This is a genomic window from Rhodohalobacter sp. SW132 (assembly GCF_003390325.1).
Lineage (GTDB): Bacteria > Bacteroidota > Rhodothermia > Balneolales > Balneolaceae > SW132.
Genome location: NZ_QUOK01000005.1, coordinates 66,598 through 88,685, shown reverse-complemented (window position 1 = coordinate 88,685; position 22,088 = coordinate 66,598). Strand labels below are relative to the sequence as shown.

The window sequence follows — 22,088 nt, the reverse complement described above, 5'->3', positions numbered from 1 at the left end:
TCGATTCGGACGTTTTATCTCTACCTGATGATGCCTACCTTCCTGCAATGAAAACGGTTTTCATGATAGCACCCTATTTCGTACCCCGCAGGCGCGTGGGTTCACTGCGTCCATACAGATTTGTAATTCATTTGCAGTCGTTTGGATGGAAACCGGTTGTATGTACCATCCAGGATCAATCACAGGAAAAAACCGATGCCGAAATACAAGCTCTCAAAAATGTTGAAATTCTGGAGCTCAAGCCGCCCTTTGACAGAACAGGCGGGCCGCCGGCATCGTCCGGTATGAAGAAAAAGCGCACTCTTTCCTCTAAGGCGGCTGATGCGCTCGCTGAATGGTTTGATAGTCAGGTACCGATGGATACCTGGATTTTTCTTTTCAGAAGCTCCTACGGCAAAATACTGGAGAAAGCGAGGGCCGAAAATCCCGACATCATCTGGAGTACCGGAGATCCATGGTCGGGGCACTGGGTTGGGCATAAACTTTCACGGGATCTGAACAAGCCGTGGATTGCTGATTTTCGTGATCCCTGGACCCAAACTAACCTGAACCTGCGAAGGCGTTCCCGCTTTTCAGATTGGAGAGATCGTAAGCTTGAAAAGAAATTTATTTCAGCGGCTGATCGTGTTGTATTTACTTCAAAGGCGACAGAACGGGCCTACCAGCAGCATTACAGACTTGACGAAGAAAAAACAGCAACGATTTATAACTCCTATCATCCTGTTGATCAAGAATCCAGCGATGGAGAATGGGATGCCGAGATAGATTCATCCAGGGTGAACCTTCTTTTTTTTGGGTCATTTCGTCGTCTGAGTCCGGCGGCACCGGTGGCAAATGCTGTCGGCAAACTAACGCCGGAAGAGAGAGAAAAGATTCGTATTCACTCCTTCGGAAATCTTGAAGAGAGCGATACAGAATATCTCGAAAAAATGAGGTTGAAGCATCAATTCATAACACACGAAAAAGTTCTGCCCACCATGGCTCCCTCGGTTTTCAAAAAGGCGGATCTTCTCTTATTGAGCACCAGCAGAGAGCGAAAACATATTATTCCCGCGAAACTCTGGGAATATCTGAACAGCGACAAGCCAATTCTGTCAATCGCTCCAAACCCGGAGATCGGGGAGATTCTGGCCCGGGCGGGTGCCGGGGTCCATTTTGAAAATCAGGATAGTGATGCCATTGCCCGGTTTCTTTCAGCTGCAGTTCAGAAAAAAGAGAAAGGTGAAAAACCGGTGGAGATTACCCGAAAACCGAAAACGGACCTGGAATTTTCACCTGAATATACGACCCGTCAACTTGCCGGCATCATGGAGGAACTGACCACAGATGGGTGAAAAGAAGAAAGATAATCTGACCGAAAAAGCGGGAGTTGTGGTATTTGCCCGGATCATTACCACGGTGATTGACCTGGCAATTGTAATCGCGACAATTCAGATTCTCTCCAAAACCGATTTTGCGATCATCGGGTACCTGCTGATGATACACGAGGTTGCGCGGAATCTCGCTACGCTTGGTTTTCCAGAGAGCATATTTTACTATTTCGAGCGGATCAGCGGGAGTGCAAAGCGCGGATTTTTTGCCCAGACTACAGCTATTCTGCTTTGTACCGGCCTCATAGCGGGTGCTTTTGTTTTGATTGTCGCTTACTTCGCGCCGAATATGCTCACGGAATGGGATCCGCTTAGCGTAAATCGCGTGCAGGATCTGCTTCCCTGGATGGGGCTTCTGGCCGTACTCGAAATTCCGACCTGGCCGGTTACAAATGTTTTGCTTGCAATCGATAAGCAGCGGCAGTCTGCCTGGTACGAAATGCTAACCAGCCTCCTCTCTTTTGGCTGCCTTGTGGTGCCGCTTGCGCTTGGATATCCGCTTGAAATTGCGGTTTACGGGTTGGTAATCTACGGTGTGATCCGCTTTTTCGGTTCATTTATCTGGATCCATTATGCCCTGCCGGATGGCAAACTGAGCGAATCAGAAGTAACCATTAAAGAGCAGGCTGATTTTTCGCTTCCGCTCGGGTTTTCCTCACTCACAAATAAGATCAACCGGTACGTGGATAAATTTGTGGTATCGATTTTGCTGCCGGCCGCTGCGTATGCCGAGTATACCATCGGAGCGCAGGAGGTGCCGATAATTCGTGTGATTCCGTTTGCGGTGGGTTCGGTTCTGATCAGCCGCTACGTGAGCCTGCAGCTCGATGAAAAGAAAGAGGAGCTTCTCGAGCTTTGGTACAAAGGCGTGGAAAAAGTGAGTCTGCTGGTGATACCTCTCACGATTCTTTCGATTGTCATTGCCCCTGATTTGGTGTCACTTATCGCAGAATCAGAAGGGACTGATTACTCAAATGCTGTTCTGCCGTTTCAAATATATAACCTCATTGTGTTAATGCGGGTTACGCACTACGGCAGTATTTTGCAGGCGTTTGGTGATACGAAAGGTGTGTTTTATGTGAGCCTTAATCTTGTGGCGGCAAACATCATCCTGAGTATTCCATTTACAATGATCTGGGGCATCAACGGAACAGCCACCTCAACACTCATTGCCAATTTCTATAACTGGTTCGTGGTGCTGCGAAGAATTGGCGGGCATATGAATCTGCCTGTTCACAAAGTGCTGCCGTTTCCATTCTACTTCAAAGTGCTCGGAACGTCCGTTCTGGTGGCAATTCCTGCCTGGTTTGCCCGCTTTACACTTTTTGACCCCGATATGATTATCCGCGGACTTGGATTCAGCATCGTCTCATACCTGCTGATGTTCGCTATAGCCGGAACCCTTTTCAGAGTGATTACTCCTGACGACTGGAGCAAGTTTAAGAACTGGATTATGCTGAAGTTTTTGAGTTCTAAAAAAGAAGAGTGATTTTTCGGAAATTGGATTACTTGTTTATAAATGCGTTATTAAATTCACATTTCTGATTTTAGCTCTGTAAATGATGTTTTAGGATAACTAATTATAAATTTTAGGACTTTTGTAATTGTGTTTCTTAAAATCTGCGTGGCTTCTGCGTGGATAACTGAAATAGGGCTTAGAGAGCGTTACAGGCTAAGAAAGTATATATGAGACAAATCCTGTTTTATGATTGAGGTAACATGAAGAACCCATTAACGAAAATAAAAAGATCTGTAAAATTTCATTATTACAGAGTTAAAAATGATTGGATGTTTCCTGAGGGTACATCACACTTAACCGGGGGGGATATAGCGAAGGGTGATTATGAGCCTATGATGACAAAAAATGTCGAAAATTATTTGAGCGAGGGAGATCTGTTTATCGATGTAGGAGCCAATGTAGGCTATTATTCAAGGATTGCTTCTGATAAAGTTGGAAGCGATGGAGCAGTTTATGCATTCGAAGCAGAAACCAATAATTTTTATGCTTTGTATAAAAATACTCAATTGTTAGATAATGTAGTTGCGATGAATTTTGCTGCTTCTGATAAATGTGAAATCGTAAAATTATATCAAAGCAGGCATCCTTCTTCGCATAGTATGCACCAATCGAGTAGAAATCTTGATGGGAAACGTTTTACAGTACCGACAATCACATTAGATGATTTTTGGGAAAAGTATCTTTCAAAATCAAAAATTAAACTCATCAAAATTGATGTTGAGGGTGCTGAACTAAACGTTCTTCGCGGTATGGAAAAAATACTTTCATCAGGGGCTGTAAACAATATTCTGATAGAATATCACAGGAAAATTCTTCACAATAAGGATGAGATATCAAAAGAAAAATTCAATGAAATACTCTCTCTGTATACCGTAACACTGTTAGACAAAAAAAATAGGGTTAACACCAAAATCACAACGATCGAAGATTTTCTAAAAATTACAGAGTATGAAAAAGATGATGAGTATCAGAGAAACATAAATTTTATCATCTCATTAACTAAAGTGAACTAAAATTTCCGATACCTATTTACAATAAACTTTTGTAAAGTTTTTCAGTTTTGGTGACTTGAATATCAATATTATGCTCCTCCATCACCTTTTTCCTCCCCCCATGACTCACTTGTTTTACGATTTCAGGTGATTGAATCAGCTTATGCATCGCAAGATACAACGCTTCCGGATCACGTTCCGGAACCTGAAGACCGGTTTTCCCATCATCGATTAATTCCGGAAGCCCAGCGTGGTCTGTGGCAATGACCGGTATTCCCGTCGCCATCCCTTCAACGGTAGTCTGCGGGATGCCTTCTCTGTCGCCATCTTTGGCCTGTACACTTGGCACAAGAAGCATATCGTGATGATATAGCTGACGGATAATCTCATCATTATTTGTGAAACCCTTAAAGTGGACACGGTTTTCAAGATCCAGTGCAGCAACTTCCAGTTTTAAAACTTCAAGAAGTTCACCGTCTCCGAAAATATTCATTTGTGCTTCGGGGTACTTTTCGCGGAGCATACTTAATGCTCGAATTGCGAAAATAAATCCTTTTTTCTCAACCAGGCGCCCAACCATCATAATGTTCAATCCGGCAGAATCACGCTGCTGAAACTGAATCTTTTCCAGGTCCACGGCGAGTTTGATGGTCTGAATCCGCTCCGGATTAAATCCCAGGTCAATCAGGTTGCTCTTCATATCATCAGAACCTGCAATGGCGAAATCGAGATGCTTTTTCAGCCGGTTGTACCTTGCCGTCCATCCAAATTCTTGCGGGAGCCGGATAACATCATGACCGTAAAAATTAACAATAAATGGTGTTCCAAATTTTTTTATGACCGGGATCAACCGATAAGAGTCGAGTCCAAAATGACCGTGCACCACATCCGGCTTCTCCTGTTTAAAAACCTTATACAGAAATTTAGGACTGCTATTGAGCTTGAGCTGAATGGTGTTTACCAATCCCGCAAAGCCAGATTTTGGCATCTCATGAATGTTTAAACCTTCCGTAAACGCTAGTTTATTGCATGTTGCAATAACGGGAGAAAACTCCTGATGATTTCGTACCAGGCGATCGATGAATGTTTCAGATTCGTTCAGGTACGTCGTTTTAAAATGGAGTACTTTCATAAATTAAACGTTAATCTGCACGGGGTAGAGTTCCTATTATCAGATCGAAGAGGGTTCAGTTCCATAAATAATTAAGTTTTCAGTAATTTATAGAGTCGTTCTATCAGAAAGAACATAAAAAATTATAGTTGGAGTGATAGAATAATATTGGAGAAATTTATCCTGCTGATATGAAGTCTACTCAAAGAAAAACAGTTAAACGAATTTTTATTTTTTTTCTCTGTTATCTGCCGATCCAATACGGTCTGGTTGGAGTTATTGGCTACTATCAAGCCGAACCCTGGCCGGCATTTGTGTTTCCCGGGTTTAAAAATGTTTATGTATACGACGGACATTATGCGGTAAATCAATTTTTTATTGAGGTATCTCACCCCGATCAAATTGAACCCACCCGCCTTACGCTGCAAACTTTTTTTGATGATATGCCGCTCTCTATGATTCCCGCTTTCATGCGCAGCAACCTGTCGGACCAGGAGTATGTCAATACGTTTTCTGATGAAACGCTGGATTGGTTTAATCAACGCGCAAGTGAGAAAACCGGAAGGGAAACGAACGAAATTCAGATGCTTCATGAAAGAAGCTTCATGCAGCGAACGGCAGACGGACTTGAGCAGGATTCGGTACAGGTGATTCAGCGCGTGCAGATTTTGAGAGGGGAGTAGCTGATGCAGAAAAATAAATTTGAGCAATGGATCTTCGAGAGCTACTCACCGGGTGCAGAAGGTCTTGCCATCTACCGCATATTTGCATCGCTGTTGTTCCTGTTTTTCCTTCTGCCGGATTTTGGTCTCTATTCTGTTCTCACAAGTTATCCGACTGATTTTTTCACGCCTCCGCCCGGTCCTATGATGCTGTTTGATGATTTTCCTCCCGAGATCTTTCTTCAGGCCGTGCACATTCTGTTAATTCTGAGCTGGATTGGGGTACTTCTGGGTATCTATACGAAAATCTCATCCGTCACTGCCGGCATCTCCATGCTGATTCTCCAGGGATTTATGTTCAGTCTCGGTAAGATCAATCACGAACTTCTGCTTTCTGTTACGCCAATTATTATGGCGTTTAGCAACTGGGGTGCAGCCTTCTCCTTCGATTCAGCGAAAAGAAGGGTATCTGAAAAAACGGAAGGGTGGCCGCTGGTTCTGCTGGCCCTGTTTATTGGCTTTATGATGTTTACTGCCGGTTTTCCAAAAATCCTGGGCGGCTGGCTTGATCCAACCACACAAGCTACAAAAGGCCACCTGTTAAACCAGTATTTTATGAGAGGCCGGCAGGACCTTCTCGCTGATGCAGCTGTTCAGATCGATTCAGCCTGGATCTGGGAATTCCTCGACTGGGCTACCATTCTTTTTGAAGTCGGATTTCTGGTTGCGGTTTTAAAAGCCGGATGGTTTCGACTGTTCTGCTGCTTTGCCGTGATGTTTCACTTTTCAACGATGATGACCTTGAACATCGCGTTTCTGCCCAACTTCCTCGCTTATGCGGCTTTTTTCAAATGGGATGATCTGGCTGATAAGCTGAAAAATCAGAGCCTATCCACAAAAACAAAACAGAATTCAGCCCGGATGGCGCTTTATTTCGGCGGCGCACTCTTTCTCTTTTTCTTTGTGCTCCGATGGGTCAGCGACCGGGGATTGCTGATTAGCACAACCGAACCCACACTTCATGAAGTGGTATTGATCAGCCTATTTCTTTTAATCGTGATTTTCCTCGGGATAAAAAAGCTGATAAAATTGCTTAACAGTACAGGCGAGGTTTGATTTTGGAGTGAAATCAAATGCGCAAACAAACGGCGCGATATCTGATACACCCTTTTCTGCAGGTTTGCTGAACAGCTGAAAGATGATTAAACTCCCGCTCATTCCGGAAAACCGGACGTAATATTTGTGGTCGCAAATAAAGAAAACTATTCGAGCGACTCAGATTTTTGAACTCTTAATTAATCGAAACAGACAAGATGGATTTGAAAAAAAGTAAACGGGGCACAGCATCGGTATGGGCGGGTGAAGAAGAACTGTTTCAGGACGGCAGTTCAACAGTACCTATTGTGAATACCGTTACATACGCTTACAAAAATCTTGATGAATGGGTTGATGTGGCGTTGGGCAAAAAGCCGGGCTTTATCTATAGCCGAAATACCAATCCAACCGTAGCCGTGCTGGAAGAGAAAATCAGGTTGCTTGAAAATGCAGAGGCGGCTACGTCATTCTCTACAGGAATGGCAGCCATCAGTAACACTCTGTTTGCGCTTCTTAAACCGGGTGATCGGGTTGTTTCTATAAAAGATTCGTATGGCGGTACAAGCAAGTTATTCCTGGAATTTCTGCCGAAACTAAATATAGAAGTTCAGCTCTGTGAGACGGAAGACCACGAACAGCTTGAAAAGGAGATTGCCAAAGGCTGTACGCTGGTTTACCTGGAGTCGCCCACAAATCCCACGCTGAAAATCATAGATCTTAAGCGAATTGCTGCTGCATCAAAGAAAGCCGGGGCTTTGGTTGTTGCGGACAATACCTTCGGCACACCGATCAACCAGAACCCGCTGGAGCTGGGCGTTGATCTTGTAATCCACAGTGCTACGAAATTTCTTGGAGGGCATTCTGATACACTCTGCGGGCTGGTTTGTGGTGAAAAATCGCTGGTCCATAAAATCTTTCAATACAGGGAAATAACCGGGGCTACCCTGCATCCGGAAACGGCGTACAACGTGATACGGGGAATGAAAACCCTTGAACTTCGCGTAAATCGACAAAACGAAAATGCGTTGAAGATTTCCCGGTTTCTCTATGATCACCCCAAAATTTCCAGGGTATTTTATCCCGGGCTCGATACGCACCGGGGTCATGACATTGCCAAACGGCAGATGAAAGGTTTTGGAGGTGTGCTGAGTTTTGAACTTGATGGCGATTATGAATCCGTGAAGACGTTTCTGCATCATCTTAAGTTTGTTCACCTTGCGGCAAGTCTGGGATCAGTGAGTACGCTTGCGGGACCTCCAAGTGTCACGAGCCATGTTGAACTCTCGGAGCAGCAGCGTAAAAAACTTGGTATTTCAGAGAGCTTGATTCGCTATTCGACCGGTATCGAAAACAGCGAGGATCTGATTGATGATCTGAAACAGGCGCTTGAAAAAATTTGATTCAGAAGTCATTCAGGCAAGCTCATGGTTGACCGCAAATTCATCTTAAAAACAGTTCAGGACCTGGTTCAGATCAACTCCGTAAATCCCGGTCTTGAAGAAGACGGAAAGGGCGAAGCCGGGGTTGCCCGATATATCAGCAAAATCCTGGACGATTTGAAAATTCCGTATGAGATTGACGAGCTGGGGCCAGACCGTGTGAACATTACGGGAATCATAGAAGGTACCGGAGGTGGCAAATCCCTGGTTCTTAATGCTCACATGGATACGGTTGGAGTGGAGGGGATGAGCGATCCGTTTTCCGGGAAAATCGAGGGTGACAAACTCTACGGAAGAGGAGCTTACGATATGAAAGGGAGTATTTCGGCAATTGTCGGGGTGGCAAAGGCTGTAAAGGATCATCGGGTGAAGCTGAAAGGAGATCTGATACTTTCATTTGTGGCGGATGAAGAATTTGAGAGTATTGGTGCGAATGCACTGATACAGAAAATCAGCGCTGATGCCGCAATCGTCACTGAGCCAACCAACCTGGAACTATGCATGGCTCACAGAGGATTTTGCGTCTTCAAAATTACAACGGAAGGAAAAACAGCCCATGGAGGCTGCCATAATGAGGGAGTTGACGCCAACCTGAAAATGGGAGCGCTGCTCGTGGAACTGAATAAACTGGCAAATCATCTTCAGAAGGAGCGAAAGCATCCGCTTTGCGGGGAGGCATCCATGCATGTGCCTATGATTTCGGGAGGACGAAGCCTCTTTATCTATTCAAACAGCTGCACCATTCACGTGGAGCGGCGAACAATTCCCGGAGAAACACCTTCCGGAGTTGAACAGGAACTGAAACAGATTATCAGAAAAATACAGGATAAGGATCCCGAAATTAGCGCCTCTCTTGAGTTGATGATGTGGAGAAGCCCATACGAGGCGGAAGAAGGAATTGGAATTGTTGCTGCGGCAGATACTGCAGCCGAAGGGGTATTTGGGAAAAAACTAAAAAGGACGGGACACACCTGGTGGGAAGACTCAGCCATTTTTGGTGAAGCGGGAATTGAAACGATCATTATCGGCCCAAAAGGCGGCGGTATCCACGAGGAGGTTGAGTGGGTTGAGCTGGATTCTATACATCAGCTGGCAGAACTTCTGTTATCAACTGCGAAGAAATTTTGCTCGGTTAGTACACTTGATTAGGAAGAAGCCGGCTCTGGGTGATGAAAATTTTTTTAATTAGGTATTGCCGGTTTTTGAGGTGTAATAAAAGTGTAATGATATCCCAATCAATTCCAGCCTATGCTTAATCGAATAATTTTCCTATCCATCATTTTTTTTGCAATGGTAATGTTACCAGGTTGTGATCTTTTTAATTCGGCGGATGATACAGATGAACCGCGCCGGGAATTGCCCCGCGAACTGTCTGTTCATGAGCTGATGATCTCTGAAGCATCAAATGATTTTAGTTTTCGCCTTCTGCAAACATTGATGGAAAAAGAGGGAGGTCAATCGTTTTTCGCCTCACCGCTTAGCATCTCCACTGCGTTTGCGATGGCCCTGAATGGGGCGGAAGGAGAAACCTATGATCAGATGCGGGATTTCTTTGGTTATACGGGAATGACCAACAACGAAATCAACCAGGCATACAAAGATTTGATCGAGCTGCTTACTACCCTCGATGCACAGGTGGTGATGAATATTGCCAACTCCATTTGGATCAGGGAGGGGTTTCCGGTTCTGGATGATTTTCTGAACAGCAACAGTGAATATTTCAATGCGGAGATAAGCGAACTCGATTTCAGTTCGCCTCAGGCGCCGGATATCATCAACGGTTGGATTGACGAAAAAACCAACGGATTGATTGAAGAAATGATAGAAGAAATTGACCCGCTGGTAGTGATGTACCTGATCAATGCCATCTATTTTAATGGTGACTGGACGGTTCAGTTCGATCCCGAAGAGACCCGCGACGCACCCTTTTACCTGGCAGACGGTACCCAAACCGAAGTGCCTATGATGCAGGCCCGCCAGGAATTTCGCTATTACGAAGACTCAGAATGGACAGCTCTGGATATGTGGTACGGAAACGACGGATTTTCATTTACAGCCCTGATTCCCACAGATAACAAAGTGCTGGAAGAACAGCTGCCTGAACTAACAGAAAGCAGGTTTTCATCCATCACACGTCAGCTCGAACAGGATACCCTCAATGTTTTTGTGCCAAAATTTGAGCTGGATTATGAAATTGAAGGCTTTCCCGAGATGCTAAAAGAAATGGGACTGACGCTGCCATTTGGTGAACCAGAAACCGATTTTTCGAGAATAAACAAAGATGAATATCTATACATTTCGGATGTAATGCACCGGGCAGTCATTAAACTTGACGAAGAAGGCAGCGAGGCGGCAGCTGTTACTGTAATCGGATTTTATACAACATCAGCAGGCGGAGGCCAATCGTATAAAACCATTCGTCTTGACCGGCCATTTGTCTTTTTTATCCGCGAAAACAGTTCGAATACCATATTGTTTATGGGGGTTTTTAGCGGGAGGTAATGATTTTCGTCAGACCCCTCTAATATGCATGAAAGCGATCTGCTTTCACGGCTTTTGTTTAGCCATCCTGCTTGCCGGTTGTGTCTATTTGAATCAACAGGAGATGATAGAAATCAGAACGGATTATTTTTGGCGCGAATTGCCGCATGTCTTATTCCGCTCAAGAGACAGCATAAATTGAGGGTTCAGACGCATTCGGATTTATCATGATGAACAGAATTCATGAACACGATTCCGATTAAACCAGTCCAGTAAAGTCATTTCTAAACGCAGTTTTACTCTATTTACAGAAATAATCAGAACTCACGAAAAAAGACCGTATATTTAAGGCTATCAAGTTTTCGGTTTGCAGCCCATAGTCGGAGAGATCGAAAATCACCATAATTATACATTTTCCCGGGCAGTACGCGCGGACACATCACACACTTTTATGATACAGGACATTCGAAATATCGCCATTATTGCTCACGTAGATCACGGAAAAACCACACTGGTGGATCAGATGCTGCGGCAGAGCGGAACTTTCAGAGAGAACGAACAGGTTGCAGAGAGGGTCATGGACTCCGGAGATCTGGAAAAGGAGAAGGGCATTACCATCAGCTCAAAAAATACAACGATTGTGTGGAATGGTACTAAAATCAATATCGTGGATACCCCCGGTCACGCCGATTTTGGCGGTGAAGTAGAGCGTATCCTCAAAATGGTAAATGGTGTGATTCTGCTGGTGGATGCTGCGGAAGGACCTCTGCCGCAAACAAAATTTGTGCTTCGTAAATCACTCGATCTTGGGTATCAGCCAATTGTTCTGATCAACAAGATCGACCGGCAGGATGCACGTCCGGATGCCGTGCTGGACATGGTTTTTGATCTGTTTGTGCAGCTTGATGCAACGGATGAACAGCTCGATTTCCCGGTTCTTTATGCTGCCGCTATCGATGGCTATGCCAAAGAAGAGCTGGAAGATGATGATGTGGATATGGCTCCGCTGTTTGATAAAATTGTAGAGCACATCCCCCCGCCAAAACAGGTGATGGATGCTCCGTTTAAAATGCTGGTCAGCAGCGTTGACTGGAACGATTACGTGGGACGGATTGCGATTGGCCGTGTGGAGCAGGGGACCATCAAAACCAACCAGGAGATTGTTCTGATGGACCGCAAGGGTACTCACAAGCAGAAAGCCAAGGCAACAAAACTGTTTACATTTAACGGTTTGAACCGTGAACCGGTAGAAGAAGCAGTAGCAGGTGATATTTTTGCACTTGCCGGATATGAGGATGTGGAAATCGGTGATACACTGACCCATATTTCTGACCCGACTCCGATCGAATATTTTGATATCGATCAGCCGACAATGGCCATGTATTTTCGGGTCAATAACTCGCCGTTTGCGGGTCTGGAAGGCGATTATGTTACATCAAACCAGATTAAAGATCGTCTGAATAAGGAGATTCGTACCAACGTTTCAATCCATGTGGAACAGACAGACAACCCCGATATTTTTCGCGTTGCGGGAAGGGGAGAGCTTCAGCTTTCAATTTTGATTGAAACGATGCGCCGTGAAGGGTTTGAATTTTCTGTATCCCGTCCCGAAGTTCTTTACAGAGAAGTGGACGGCGATCTGCATGAGCCGTTTGAAGAAGTTGTGATCGATGTTCATTCTGATTACAGCAACAGGGTGATTGACAATCTTCAGAAGCGGAAAGGGATTATGACCTCAATGGTCCAGGAAGGTGAGAATAATCGCATTGAGTTCAAAGTTCCCGCTCGCGGACTTATTGGGTTTCGTGGTGAGATGCTCACCGAAACACGCGGCACCGGAATTATGCATCAACAGTTTTTAGAATACGGACCGTACGCAGGTGAGATTCCCGGACGCACACGCGGCGCGCTAATCTCACTGGAGAAAGGCGACGTAACACCCTACGCTCTTGAGGGACTTCAGGATCGCGGCAACTTCATCGTAGAACCAGGCGATCCGGTCTACACGGGTCAGGTTGTGGGAGTGAATAACCGTGCGGATGATCTGGTAATTAACGTGGTGAAGAAGAAAAACCTCACAAACCATCGTGCCACGCAAACCTCCGATTCGGTTAAAATTTCACAGGCACGAAAGATGAGTCTCGAACAGTGCATCGAATTTATCGACAACGATGAATTGCTTGAAGTAACCCCTAAAAGCCTGAGAATCCGGAAAACGCACCTGGATCACAACGAAAGAAAAAGAGCTGAGAAAAAGAAGGAGACGGTTTAACAGCTCCGCAATTCGAAGTGTATATTTTGATGTAAGCTGCAACTCTATTTCTTCAAATGAGAAGGAAAAACTGCCTCAAAATTATGAGGCAGTTTATAGTAAAATTGAATGGCAAAGTATTTGTAATCCCTACGGCACCGGTTCGCCCAGTGATGCTTCAAGTAATTTGAACCAATCCTGGCGATCAAGGTCCATTTTACTGGCTTTAACCGCTTTTTCGATGTGCAGAATCTGGCTTGTTCCTACAACAGGGAAGGGCTGAACCGGAAGCTGAAACAGCCATCCAAGCGCAATTACATCAAATGTGCACTCATACTTCTCCGCCAGTTTTATAAGTTCAATCCGTACCCGAACGGATTTATCCTCCTTGCCCTCGAACAATTCCCCTCCATTCAGGGGTGACCAAATCATCGGCTTGATCCCATTCTCTTGCAAATGGTCAAACACTCCGTTAAATAACGGTTCAGTGTGAAGGAGTGAGGCCTGTACCTGGTTGGTTACCAAAGGTATATCGAGGTACGACTGCAGCCAGTCGAACTGGCGTGGCGTGAAATTAGAAACCCCCACATGTTTCGTCTTTCCCTCATCCACCAGTTTGGTTAGTACTTCTGCAACATCTTCAATCACCATCAGCGGACTTGGACGGTGCAGCATCAGCAGGTCGAGATAGTCTGTATGAAGATCCTTTAAAGTGGTTTCAACAGAATCACGAATATGTTCTTTCGTGAGATTATAGTGATTTACCTCATGGCTGGGCTTGTTTTCTGATGTTAGTACATTCCCGCATTTGCTGGTTAGTTGAATTTTTTTGCGAATGCCGGGATTATCTTTTAGCATTTCACCTAAAATTGGCTGACTTTCATATTCACCATAAATATCGGCATTATCGATGGTGGTGACGCCAAGTTCAATACAGGCTTCAATATACTCTGCGAGTTCTTTTTTTGAATAATCCCATTCCGGTAACCGAAGCATTCCTACTGATACTCTGGAAACTTCCGGCCCGTCAGGGTGGATCTTTTCGAGCAGTTCACTCATCTCTTGTTCTCCTTTTTTATTTAACTAAATTGTCATTTTAATAATGAATTAATATACAGACGATAATAAACTATATCGAAATATTCATTCAGATTTAAAGATTTTATACATTTATAGTTAATATCCGATTAAAATAAAGCCTTTCGGAACAATGTGTAACAGAATGTGTTAAAAATCGGTTATAGAGTATTTAAACTGCTCTTTTACGAGTAATAATAAACCTTAAAATGATTAAAATCATGAGAAAAATACTAAGAACATTTGTAGGCAGCGTCATCATTGTTTTAAGTGCAATAACTTTGAGTGAGGCACAACTGGTAGTAGAGGAAGTTATTGAGGAATCGGTGAGCAGCGAAAAAACTGATTTCAGGATAGTAAAAGTAGTTGAGGGCCTGGAGCATCCGTGGGCAGTGAACTGGCTGTCTGATGGAAGGATGATCATCACAGAGCGCCCCGGAAGACTGCTAATAGTTGATGGGAATTCAATTACTCCTCTCACGGGACTGCCCGAAATTGATACCGATGAGGATCAAAAAACAGCGCCTGAGGGTGGAAACCAGGGTGGTTTACTTGATGTGGTTCCGCACCCTGAGCATGCGGAAAACGGGTGGGTCTATTTTACTTACTCAAGCCCTGGTGATGACGACTCAAATTTTGGTGATGAAGATTACGCCACAGGTACCGCACTGGCACGGGCAAAAATTAACAGCGATGGAACCGCTCTTGAAGATTTAGAAGAACTCTATACACAGGTGCCTCGAACTGAACCCGGCAGGCACTATGGCTCCAGGATTGTATTTCCGGGAGATGGAACGGTAATTTTTTCAATAGGAGACAGGGGAATTCGCTATCCATCTCAGGATCTTACTGATCCGGGTGGCGCAATGATCCGTTTGAATGAAGATGGCGGTGCGGCGGATGATAACCCATTTGTTGAAATGGAACCCGGTAACCTTCGCCCGGAAATCTACTCGTTTGGGCACAGGAACAACCAGGGGCTTGCAATTGATCCGGATAATGGGAATATCTGGACAACAGAACACGGCCCGTATGGCGGCGATCTTGTGCATATTGTCGTTGAAGGCAGAAACTACGGCTGGCCACAGGTAACACAGGGCGTTGAGTATGATACCAAAGCTATGATCGGCATAGGAAAATCAGCTCCCGGTGTGGAGGAACCCAAACACATTTGGGAAGAATCCATGGCACCATCCGGACTGGCTTTCTACCACCAAGGTGAAATTGAAGAATGGAATGGCAGCCTTTTTGCCGGATCACTCTTAAAAGAACAGCTGCACAGGCTTGAGATCGATGGGGAAGAAGTTGTGCATGATGAGGTTCTGATAACAGAAGTTATTGGCAGAATCCGCGATGTTAGAATGGGCCCTGATGGAAACCTTTACCTGGTTACAGATGAAAGTGATGGCGGAGTGTACAGGATTGAAGCGCAATGAGTTTTGATGATATCATGAAAAAAAACGGGCTTAACCAAATGGATCTGCCGGTTTGAGCCCGTTTCACTTTATATGAACTCATTCACATTTCATACCTGGAAGTTCGAATAATTATGTCTTGTTTAATTTTAGAATCGAACTCAGAAAAATAATTAAACCTCACTACATGAGGGCTTTACAAAACCAGGGATTTTGTCATAGTTCAAGACCAGAGTGGAATCGGAACCGGAGCGTATGTACAATACGTGAGGAATTCGATTCCACAATAACGCCGAAATCTGGCGAAAGCACGGTTTTGCTAAGCCCTCTGCAAATTCTTAGCGAGGGTGAGATGATAGAGATGCAAAATTATGCAGTCTCTTTGGGTTTCGTTTTTTGAAATTCATGAATCATGGCTTTGTTAAAAGCTGGAATATCATCGGGGTTACGGCTGGTTATGATATTTCGGTCTATCACAACTTCCTCATCAACCCAGTTTGCGCCTGCGTTTTTAAGATCCGTTTTTATGGCGTGATAAGATGTCATTTTCAGGCCATCTACTACATCTGCTTCAATTAAAAGCTGGGGACCGTGACAGATTGCAGCAACCGGTTTATCTGATTCGATAAAATCCCTGATAAATTGAATGGCCTTCTCCTCAGTTCGTAACTGGTCGGGATTCAGAACACCGCCGGGAAGCAACAATGCATCGTAATTTTCGGTATCTGCTTCATCAAGAGGTACGTCCACTTTATACTCACTGCTCCACTCTGTATGCTTCCAGGCACGAATCTGATCCTGCTTTGGAGATACAATATGCGCAATCATCCCGGCATCTTTCAAAGCATTGCGAGGTTCACTTAATTCTGACTCTTCAAATCCATCTGTAGCAAGAATTGCTATGGATAACTTATTTTTAGGTTTCATAATCCTGATATTTGGTTTCTTGATTAATTTAGAAGCTCTTATAACGTTTTAATGATTTTCTCTGTGAGGTGTTCCCTGTAAACTCCATTCTGATAGATGTACCAATTAATTCATCAGAACATTTCCAATAATTTGTGGTACATGTCTATACTTAATTGTTAATATAAAATGGAGAAAACATGCCGTACGACCGATTATCCGACCTTCCGGATTCTGTAAAAGATAATCTGCCCAAACATGCGCGGGAGATCTATAAGGAAGCCTATAACAGTGCCTGGGAGGAATATAAAGATCCCGCGGACAGGCAAGGTGATGCTTCCCGCGAAGAAACGGCCCATCGTGTAGCCTGGGCTGCAGTAAAACAGAAATACAAAAAAGAAAACGACAGGTGGGTGAAGAAAGAGTGATACTTTTAAATCACTCTTCTGCCACCTTAAGCTAACTTTTATACGACCTGCTTTACTTTTTGTGGCAACTGCCCCCTGATATGGTCTATTTGCTCTTCCGAACAATATTTTTCCAGTGAGTCAAGTACTATGGAGATAATTTCCTCGGTGGACTTGCCCCATGGGAAATCCTGTTCGCCATATTCATTTTGTAGATGTTTAACCCGGGTTTTCATCTGCTCGATAGTCTCATATGTATAGGGCGGTGATTCGCTGTATTTCCATCCGAGAGTAAACATCCCTTTAAGAATCAATGGCAGCGAAGAGAGCAGGTCCAGTGACTCTGAGATCTGAATGCGATCGCGGATCGTATGCATTACAGCACGCCAGATAATCATCACCCTTTGTTTTTCTTCCGGGTGTCCGAGATCACTTGCTAACTGATTAATATATTCATGAGTTTCATGTACGAATTTTTCTAACTCTATATTTGAAGATTCCATAATATCCTGATTTTTTGATTCGGTTTCTCTCTGAATTCCTAAACGGAATGATTACTGTAAGATTTCCTCATAAATTTCCATGGTAGAGATCAATAAAAAATGAATCTGAGAATAAAATGGTGGTTTATTCAGCCTATGATTTTTGAGCTTTCAGCTTATTTATAAGTTCATCTCTATCTAATTCAATGTAGTTTTTCAGACCTTCCAATCGGGCTTGCCTGTGGAGTTCTTCCAGCTTCATATTCTCATATAATGGTTTCCCCGCATCAGAAGATCCCGGCTCCTTTTTTTCAGCGATTCCCTCATCTATAAATTCTTCCTGAGGTTCCTTGAGTATTTCTTTTTTCTTTTTATCTGACATAACAGGTTGATTATTTTTTTAAAAATCTGAGGATCACTATTAGTACTGTTATCTTTTATATAGTTTGTAATGGGAATTGTTTCTATAATTAACAGGATAAAGTGCCAGATAGTTTTATAGAAATTAATTAAAGGTGCCAACAGGGCCAGGATCAAGCGTATACACAAAAAAAATGAAGTAGAATCTAAACAAGGGAAAAGTCGCACGAATTAATGCAGATCTCCTGATAGAAACCGGAACTCTATTTCATTACTTCAGTTGGATTTGAGTGAAAATCTGCAAAGATTTAATTGGTGCAGTTTTTTTTAGAAATGCATACTATCCAAACTAAAATATCGATTTGTACGGATTGAGGAAGTTTATATTACCGTGCAATGAGAGTCTTTCTTTTTTAAAATTATGAGTGATATTCCAGCTTCAGCAAAGTACTTGATATGGCTTTTATTGGCTATTGCAATTGTGTTTTTACTGAATGTTCTGCAACATCTGCTCGTGCCCCTGTTATTCTCCATTCTATTTGCTTATCTCCTGTACCCGGGAGCAAGACGTATGGAAAATGCAGGCATCCCCAGGATATTAACCAACTTGTCACTCATCATCGGTGCGCTTCTTCTCATTGCAGGCATTTTCTCCCTTCTTGGATTCCTGATTGCTAATTTTACTGAGGACTTCTCAGATGTAAAAGAGCAAATTGAAGAAAACGCAGCATTTTTTATAGGTTCTGTAGGTAACTTTTTTGGCGTTAGTGAAGATCAGATGCAAGATGCTGTTGAGAATATTGACGGTCTTGCTGAGTATGTTCTCGAATTTTTCACTGCCACAACTAATACGATTGTTGCCTTCGGGTTGATGCCGGTTTACACTTTTCTACTGCTTCTTTATAGAAATAAATTTCAGACTATACTTCTTGATATATCTTCAGACAAGAACCGGAGAACGGTTCAAACAATCATCCGTGAAATCGCCGAAATTGTACCCCGCTATTTGAAAGGGCTGATTGTGGTGGTAATTCTTCTGATGTTTATTAATAGCGGAGTATTCTGGCTGATCGGGCTGGACTATCCCATATTGCTGGGTGTGATTGCGGCTCTTTTTAACCTGATACCCTATCTGGGCACTATTTTGGGATATGCTTCTGTGCTCATACTTGTGCTTGCAACTCAGGATCCTTCTCTGGCATTTTGGGTAGTGGTTGCTTTTTTTCCGGTCCAGTTTTTTGAAAACAACATTCTTACCCCCAACATCACGGGATCATATGTTCGGATGAATCCACTGATTATTATTCTGTCACTGCTCGCAGGTGCGATGTTGTGGGAACTTGCAGGCATGCTTCTGGTCATTCCTTATCTCGCCATGCTAAAAATTATATGTGATAATGTGGATTCGCTCAAACCGGTTGGGTTTCTGCTCAGCAGTAATGGCACGGAAGAGTTTATGCCTTCATTAAATGGGGTGAAAAAGTGGTTTAGTTCCAGTGAAAGCCATTCCTGATTGTCGGGAATTGATTCCCGGAGCAGATTGTTTTTGACATCATGAAAAATTTCAATAGCGATCGGGTCTTTCCACGTAATCAAACCGAACCAAACGCAGAGGGAGAGTACGTACTCTACTGGATGCAGATTAACAGAAGGTTTCACTACAATTTTGCCCTCGAATATGCAGTAGGCTGGGCAAATAAATTGAACAAGCCGCTTCTCATACTCGAAGCTTTCTCGTGTGATTATCCCTGGGCTACAGACCGTTCCCACACCTTTATGATGCAGGGGATGAAAGAACATCTCAATTATGCCCGGGAACAGGATCTCAATTACGTCTCCTTTGTTGAGGCAGAACCGGGTCAGTACGACAATCTTCTTCGGAAACTCTCTTCGAAAGCTTCAGTTTTGGTAACCGATGAATACCCCGTATTTATCATGCGGAAACGAAATGAAACGTACCCGGATGAGCTGAAAATTCCATACTACACGGTTGACAGTAACGGTTTGATACCGCTCGGTCTCACCGATAAAGATCCCTACAGCGCCTACTTTTTCCGCAAGATCATGCAGAAGAATTTTATCGAAGCGTATACAAATCCGCCTCGGCAAAATCCCCTGGATGATCTTGAAAACAGGGAATCGATTGAACTTGATGGATCCACCTTCAGCAATCTGCCGGATGCTGAAGATGCCCTGAATTCCATTCCCGATTTTATTTCCGGACTCGAAATCAATCATGATGTGCATCCGGTGGAAATGAATGGGGCACGGTCTGCAGCCACCGGAAAACTGGGCAGTTTTATACGGAACGGATTGCATGTATACGACGAGAAGCGGAATCATCCCGATGAAAATATAACAAGCGGACTGAGTCCCTGGCTCCACTTTGGAAAAATTTCTGAGTACGAAATTGTTCGTGCGGTTCTTCAGCATCAGCCAGAAGGGTGGGACCTGGATAAAATTTCGTTCAATAAAGGATCCACTGGCGGTTTTTTTAATGGCGATCCGAATATCGATGGTTTTTTGGATGAGGTGATCACCTGGCGCGAGGTCGGGTTTCATTTTGCTCACCATCGCAAGGATTATGATGCGTATGAAAGCCTGCCAGATTGGGCTCTTAAAACGATGGAAGAGCATAAAGATGATCCTCGGGAACATATCTACTCATACGAAGAGCTGGAAAATGCGCAGACAGGTGATGATATCTGGAATGCTGCACAAACTCAGCTGCGCAAGGATGGTATCATCCATAACTACCTGCGGATGCTTTGGGGAAAGAAAGTAATTGAGTGGACACCTGACCACAGAACAGCCCTTCAATATCTTATTGATCTCAATAACACATACGCTATTGATGGACGCGATCCGAATAGTTACTCGGGAATTTTCTGGTGTTTCGGGCGGTTTGACCGCGCCTGGCAGGAGCGGCCGATCTTTGGGAAGCTGCGCTATATGACCAGCAATAGTACGCGTAAAAAAGTGAAACTGAAACAGTACTTAGATACATATGGGAATCAAAAAACACTGTTATAGCACAGTTATCTCACTTCTTACGCGGCCGATCATTACGGGTATATATTATCGTCCTATTACACGATAATAGATAATTATCGTTAAATTAGACGATAATTTGAAAATATCGTTTAAAAAGACGATATTGAGATATGATCGCCACCATAACAGGAGATATAGTTCAATCACAAACCGTTAGTAATCCATCAATCTGGATGGATCCGCTAAAAAAATGGTTTCAAAGCCTGGGAGAAACTCCAACAGATTGGCAAATATACCGGGGTGATAGTTTCCAGCTTGAAGCAAATTCTGAAGATGCACTGCGTGTGGCGATTGTCATTAAATCAATCATCAAAAAGTTAAACCACAAAAAACTTGATGTAAGACTTTCGATAGGTGTAGGAGAACGAGGGTACAGGGAGGGGTACATAAGCGAATCGAGTGGAGATGCCTTTGTGTACTCGGGTACGCTTCTGGATGAATTGAAACAAGAAAATGTCCATCTGGGCATCCGAACACCCAGTGAAAGTATAAATAAAGAACTAAATTTGATGTTTAAGCTCGCCCTGGTGATTATGAATTCATGGACGAGTAAAACGGCCGAAGTATCTGAATTACTGTTTAGCGAACCCGGGATTACTCAAACAGATATTGCGGATAAACTGGGAATTGCTCAATCAACTGTAAATGAAAGGATTAAGCGAGGTTCCGTTCATGAGATTATTGAGTTAGAGCAGTATTTCAGGGATAAGTTAAATAACGAATATAATTGAAAGTCTCGTAGGGATGATACTTGTAAAATTACTTTTAGCGCACCTTGTAGGGGATTTTATCCTCCAGCCAAAAAGCTGGATTAAAGACAAAAATGAGAGAAAATGGAGATCACCCTGGCTTTGGGTACACTCGCTCATTCATTTTTTGTTAATAATGGGGGTGCTTTGGAATTGGTCGGTTTGGTCTGTTGCGCTTTTCATCGCCGGAACTCATCTTGTAATTGATGGCATAAAACTTACATTCCAGCGCGAAGAAACCCAGTTGCGGTGGTTTACGATCGACCAACTTGCTCATCTGACTATTTTATTATTGGTCTGGAGTTTCTACTGGGAATTTTCAATGGTTGATGTACCGGTGAATACAATTTGGGTTGTCTTAACCGGCGTTTTGTTTGTCACCTATCCAGCAGCTATCATCATACAGCGGTTCATGCAGGGGTGGAGTCAACAGTTTGAATCAAATGATGACGGGACTCTAAGGGGAGCGGGAACATATATTGGTATTCTTGAGCGGCTCTTTATTATTATCGCAATGCTTACATCAAACCTGTCGGTGATTGGATTCCTGCTTGCCGCCAAAAGCGTATTCAGGTTCGGTGACTTGAGCCGATCTGAGGACCGAAAACTGACAGAGTACATTTTGATCGGTACGCTTCTCAGTTTTTTTATAGCGATACTCACCGGCTTGGCAATGATTTGGGGACTTAGACTTATCCAATGATCACACCAGGTCGCA

General features: G+C 43.7%; 20 protein-coding genes. 15 read left to right on the top strand and 5 right to left on the bottom strand.

Annotation, left to right across the window (positions count from 1 at the left end; translation table 11 throughout):
- Positions 1 to 62: 62 nt before the first annotated feature.
- The 3 genes from DYD21_RS11040 to DYD21_RS11030 all read left to right on the top strand — a co-directional run bounded on the left by DYD21_RS11040 (position 63) and on the right by DYD21_RS11030 (position 3,902).
- Entirely contained in the window at positions 63 to 1,334 is a 1,272-nt protein-coding gene (locus DYD21_RS11040) for a glycosyltransferase (protein WP_158551567.1), read from the top strand.
- A complete protein-coding gene (locus DYD21_RS11035) occupies positions 1,327 to 2,859 on the top strand; it encodes an oligosaccharide flippase family protein (protein WP_116036544.1) in 1,533 nt (510 codons plus the stop codon). Before DYD21_RS11040 ends, DYD21_RS11035 begins: the two co-directional genes overlap by 8 nt.
- 230 nt (positions 2,860 to 3,089) lie before the next feature.
- On the top strand, positions 3,090 to 3,902 hold the full coding sequence (locus DYD21_RS11030) for an FkbM family methyltransferase (RefSeq protein ID WP_116036541.1): 813 nt from the start codon (positions 3,090 to 3,092) through the stop codon (positions 3,900 to 3,902).
- A gap of 16 nt (positions 3,903 to 3,918) precedes the next feature.
- On the opposite strand, the gene DYD21_RS11025 is transcribed toward DYD21_RS11030, so the two are convergent.
- Positions 3,919 to 5,013, bottom strand: a complete 1,095-nt coding sequence (locus DYD21_RS11025) for a glycosyltransferase (RefSeq protein WP_116036539.1) — start codon at positions 5,011 to 5,013, stop codon at positions 3,919 to 3,921.
- A gap of 170 nt (positions 5,014 to 5,183) precedes the next feature.
- Between DYD21_RS11025 and DYD21_RS11020 the strand changes: the two genes are divergently transcribed.
- From DYD21_RS11020 to typA, 6 genes are all read left to right on the top strand, one after another.
- Entirely contained in the window at positions 5,184 to 5,675 is a 492-nt protein-coding gene (locus DYD21_RS11020) for a hypothetical protein (RefSeq protein ID WP_116036537.1), read from the top strand.
- Positions 5,676 to 5,678: 3 nt separating this feature from the next.
- Positions 5,679 to 6,770, top strand: a complete 1,092-nt coding sequence (locus DYD21_RS11015; RefSeq protein ID WP_116036534.1) for a hypothetical protein — start codon at positions 5,679 to 5,681, stop codon at positions 6,768 to 6,770.
- Between the two features lie 197 nt (positions 6,771 to 6,967).
- Complete coding sequence (locus tag DYD21_RS11010) at positions 6,968 to 8,149, top strand: cystathionine gamma-synthase family protein (protein ID WP_116036531.1); 1,182 nt, start codon at positions 6,968 to 6,970, stop codon at positions 8,147 to 8,149.
- Between the two features lie 24 nt (positions 8,150 to 8,173).
- Positions 8,174 to 9,337, top strand: coding sequence for a M20/M25/M40 family metallo-hydrolase (locus tag DYD21_RS11005; protein WP_116036529.1), 1,164 nt, complete (start codon positions 8,174 to 8,176; stop codon positions 9,335 to 9,337).
- A 99-nt stretch (positions 9,338 to 9,436) separates the two neighbouring features.
- A complete protein-coding gene (locus tag DYD21_RS11000; RefSeq protein ID WP_116036526.1) occupies positions 9,437 to 10,690 on the top strand; it encodes a serpin family protein in 1,254 nt (417 codons plus the stop codon).
- 430 nt (positions 10,691 to 11,120) lie between these two features.
- Positions 11,121 to 12,941 (top strand): translational GTPase TypA, encoded by a 1,821-nt coding sequence (gene typA, locus DYD21_RS10995; protein ID WP_116037117.1) that lies wholly within the window; start codon positions 11,121 to 11,123, stop codon positions 12,939 to 12,941.
- Between the two features lie 129 nt (positions 12,942 to 13,070).
- Here the strand turns inward: typA and DYD21_RS10990 are convergent, their stop codons facing one another.
- A complete protein-coding gene (locus DYD21_RS10990; protein WP_116036523.1) occupies positions 13,071 to 13,979 on the bottom strand; it encodes an aldo/keto reductase family oxidoreductase in 909 nt (302 codons plus the stop codon).
- Between the two features lie 239 nt (positions 13,980 to 14,218).
- On the opposite strand from DYD21_RS10990, the gene DYD21_RS10985 reads away from it, so the two are divergent.
- Positions 14,219 to 15,433, top strand: coding sequence for a PQQ-dependent sugar dehydrogenase (locus tag DYD21_RS10985; protein ID WP_199535514.1), 1,215 nt, complete (start codon positions 14,219 to 14,221; stop codon positions 15,431 to 15,433).
- Positions 15,434 to 15,781: 348 nt separating this feature from the next.
- Here the strand turns inward: DYD21_RS10985 and DYD21_RS10980 are convergent, their stop codons facing one another.
- Positions 15,782 to 16,339 (bottom strand): type 1 glutamine amidotransferase domain-containing protein, encoded by a 558-nt coding sequence (locus DYD21_RS10980; protein ID WP_116036517.1) that lies wholly within the window; start codon positions 16,337 to 16,339, stop codon positions 15,782 to 15,784.
- 179 nt (positions 16,340 to 16,518) lie between these two features.
- Between DYD21_RS10980 and DYD21_RS10975 the strand changes: the two genes are divergently transcribed.
- On the top strand, positions 16,519 to 16,746 hold the full coding sequence (locus DYD21_RS10975; protein ID WP_116036515.1) for a ChaB family protein: 228 nt from the start codon (positions 16,519 to 16,521) through the stop codon (positions 16,744 to 16,746).
- A gap of 38 nt (positions 16,747 to 16,784) precedes the next feature.
- Here DYD21_RS10975 and DYD21_RS10970 read toward each other — a convergent pair whose 3' ends face one another.
- Positions 16,785 to 17,228, bottom strand: coding sequence for a DUF2267 domain-containing protein (locus tag DYD21_RS10970; RefSeq protein WP_116036512.1), 444 nt, complete (start codon positions 17,226 to 17,228; stop codon positions 16,785 to 16,787).
- A gap of 133 nt (positions 17,229 to 17,361) precedes the next feature.
- The gene (locus DYD21_RS10965; protein ID WP_116036510.1) at positions 17,362 to 17,589 is read right to left on the bottom strand and encodes a hypothetical protein; all 228 of its coding nucleotides are present in this window, start codon (positions 17,587 to 17,589) and stop codon (positions 17,362 to 17,364) included.
- A 399-nt stretch (positions 17,590 to 17,988) separates the two neighbouring features.
- Between DYD21_RS10965 and DYD21_RS10960 the strand changes: the two genes are divergently transcribed.
- From DYD21_RS10960 to DYD21_RS10945, 4 genes are all read left to right on the top strand, one after another.
- A complete protein-coding gene (locus DYD21_RS10960; protein ID WP_116036508.1) occupies positions 17,989 to 19,080 on the top strand; it encodes an AI-2E family transporter in 1,092 nt (363 codons plus the stop codon).
- 41 nt (positions 19,081 to 19,121) lie between these two features.
- Positions 19,122 to 20,600, top strand: coding sequence for an FAD-binding domain-containing protein (locus DYD21_RS10955; protein WP_116036505.1), 1,479 nt, complete (start codon positions 19,122 to 19,124; stop codon positions 20,598 to 20,600).
- A 131-nt stretch (positions 20,601 to 20,731) separates the two neighbouring features.
- Entirely contained in the window at positions 20,732 to 21,352 is a 621-nt protein-coding gene (locus tag DYD21_RS10950) for a SatD family protein (RefSeq protein ID WP_116036502.1), read from the top strand.
- 13 nt (positions 21,353 to 21,365) lie between these two features.
- Positions 21,366 to 22,073 (top strand): DUF3307 domain-containing protein, encoded by a 708-nt coding sequence (locus DYD21_RS10945; protein WP_116036500.1) that lies wholly within the window; start codon positions 21,366 to 21,368, stop codon positions 22,071 to 22,073.
- The last annotated feature ends 15 nt before the right edge of the window (positions 22,074 to 22,088 follow it).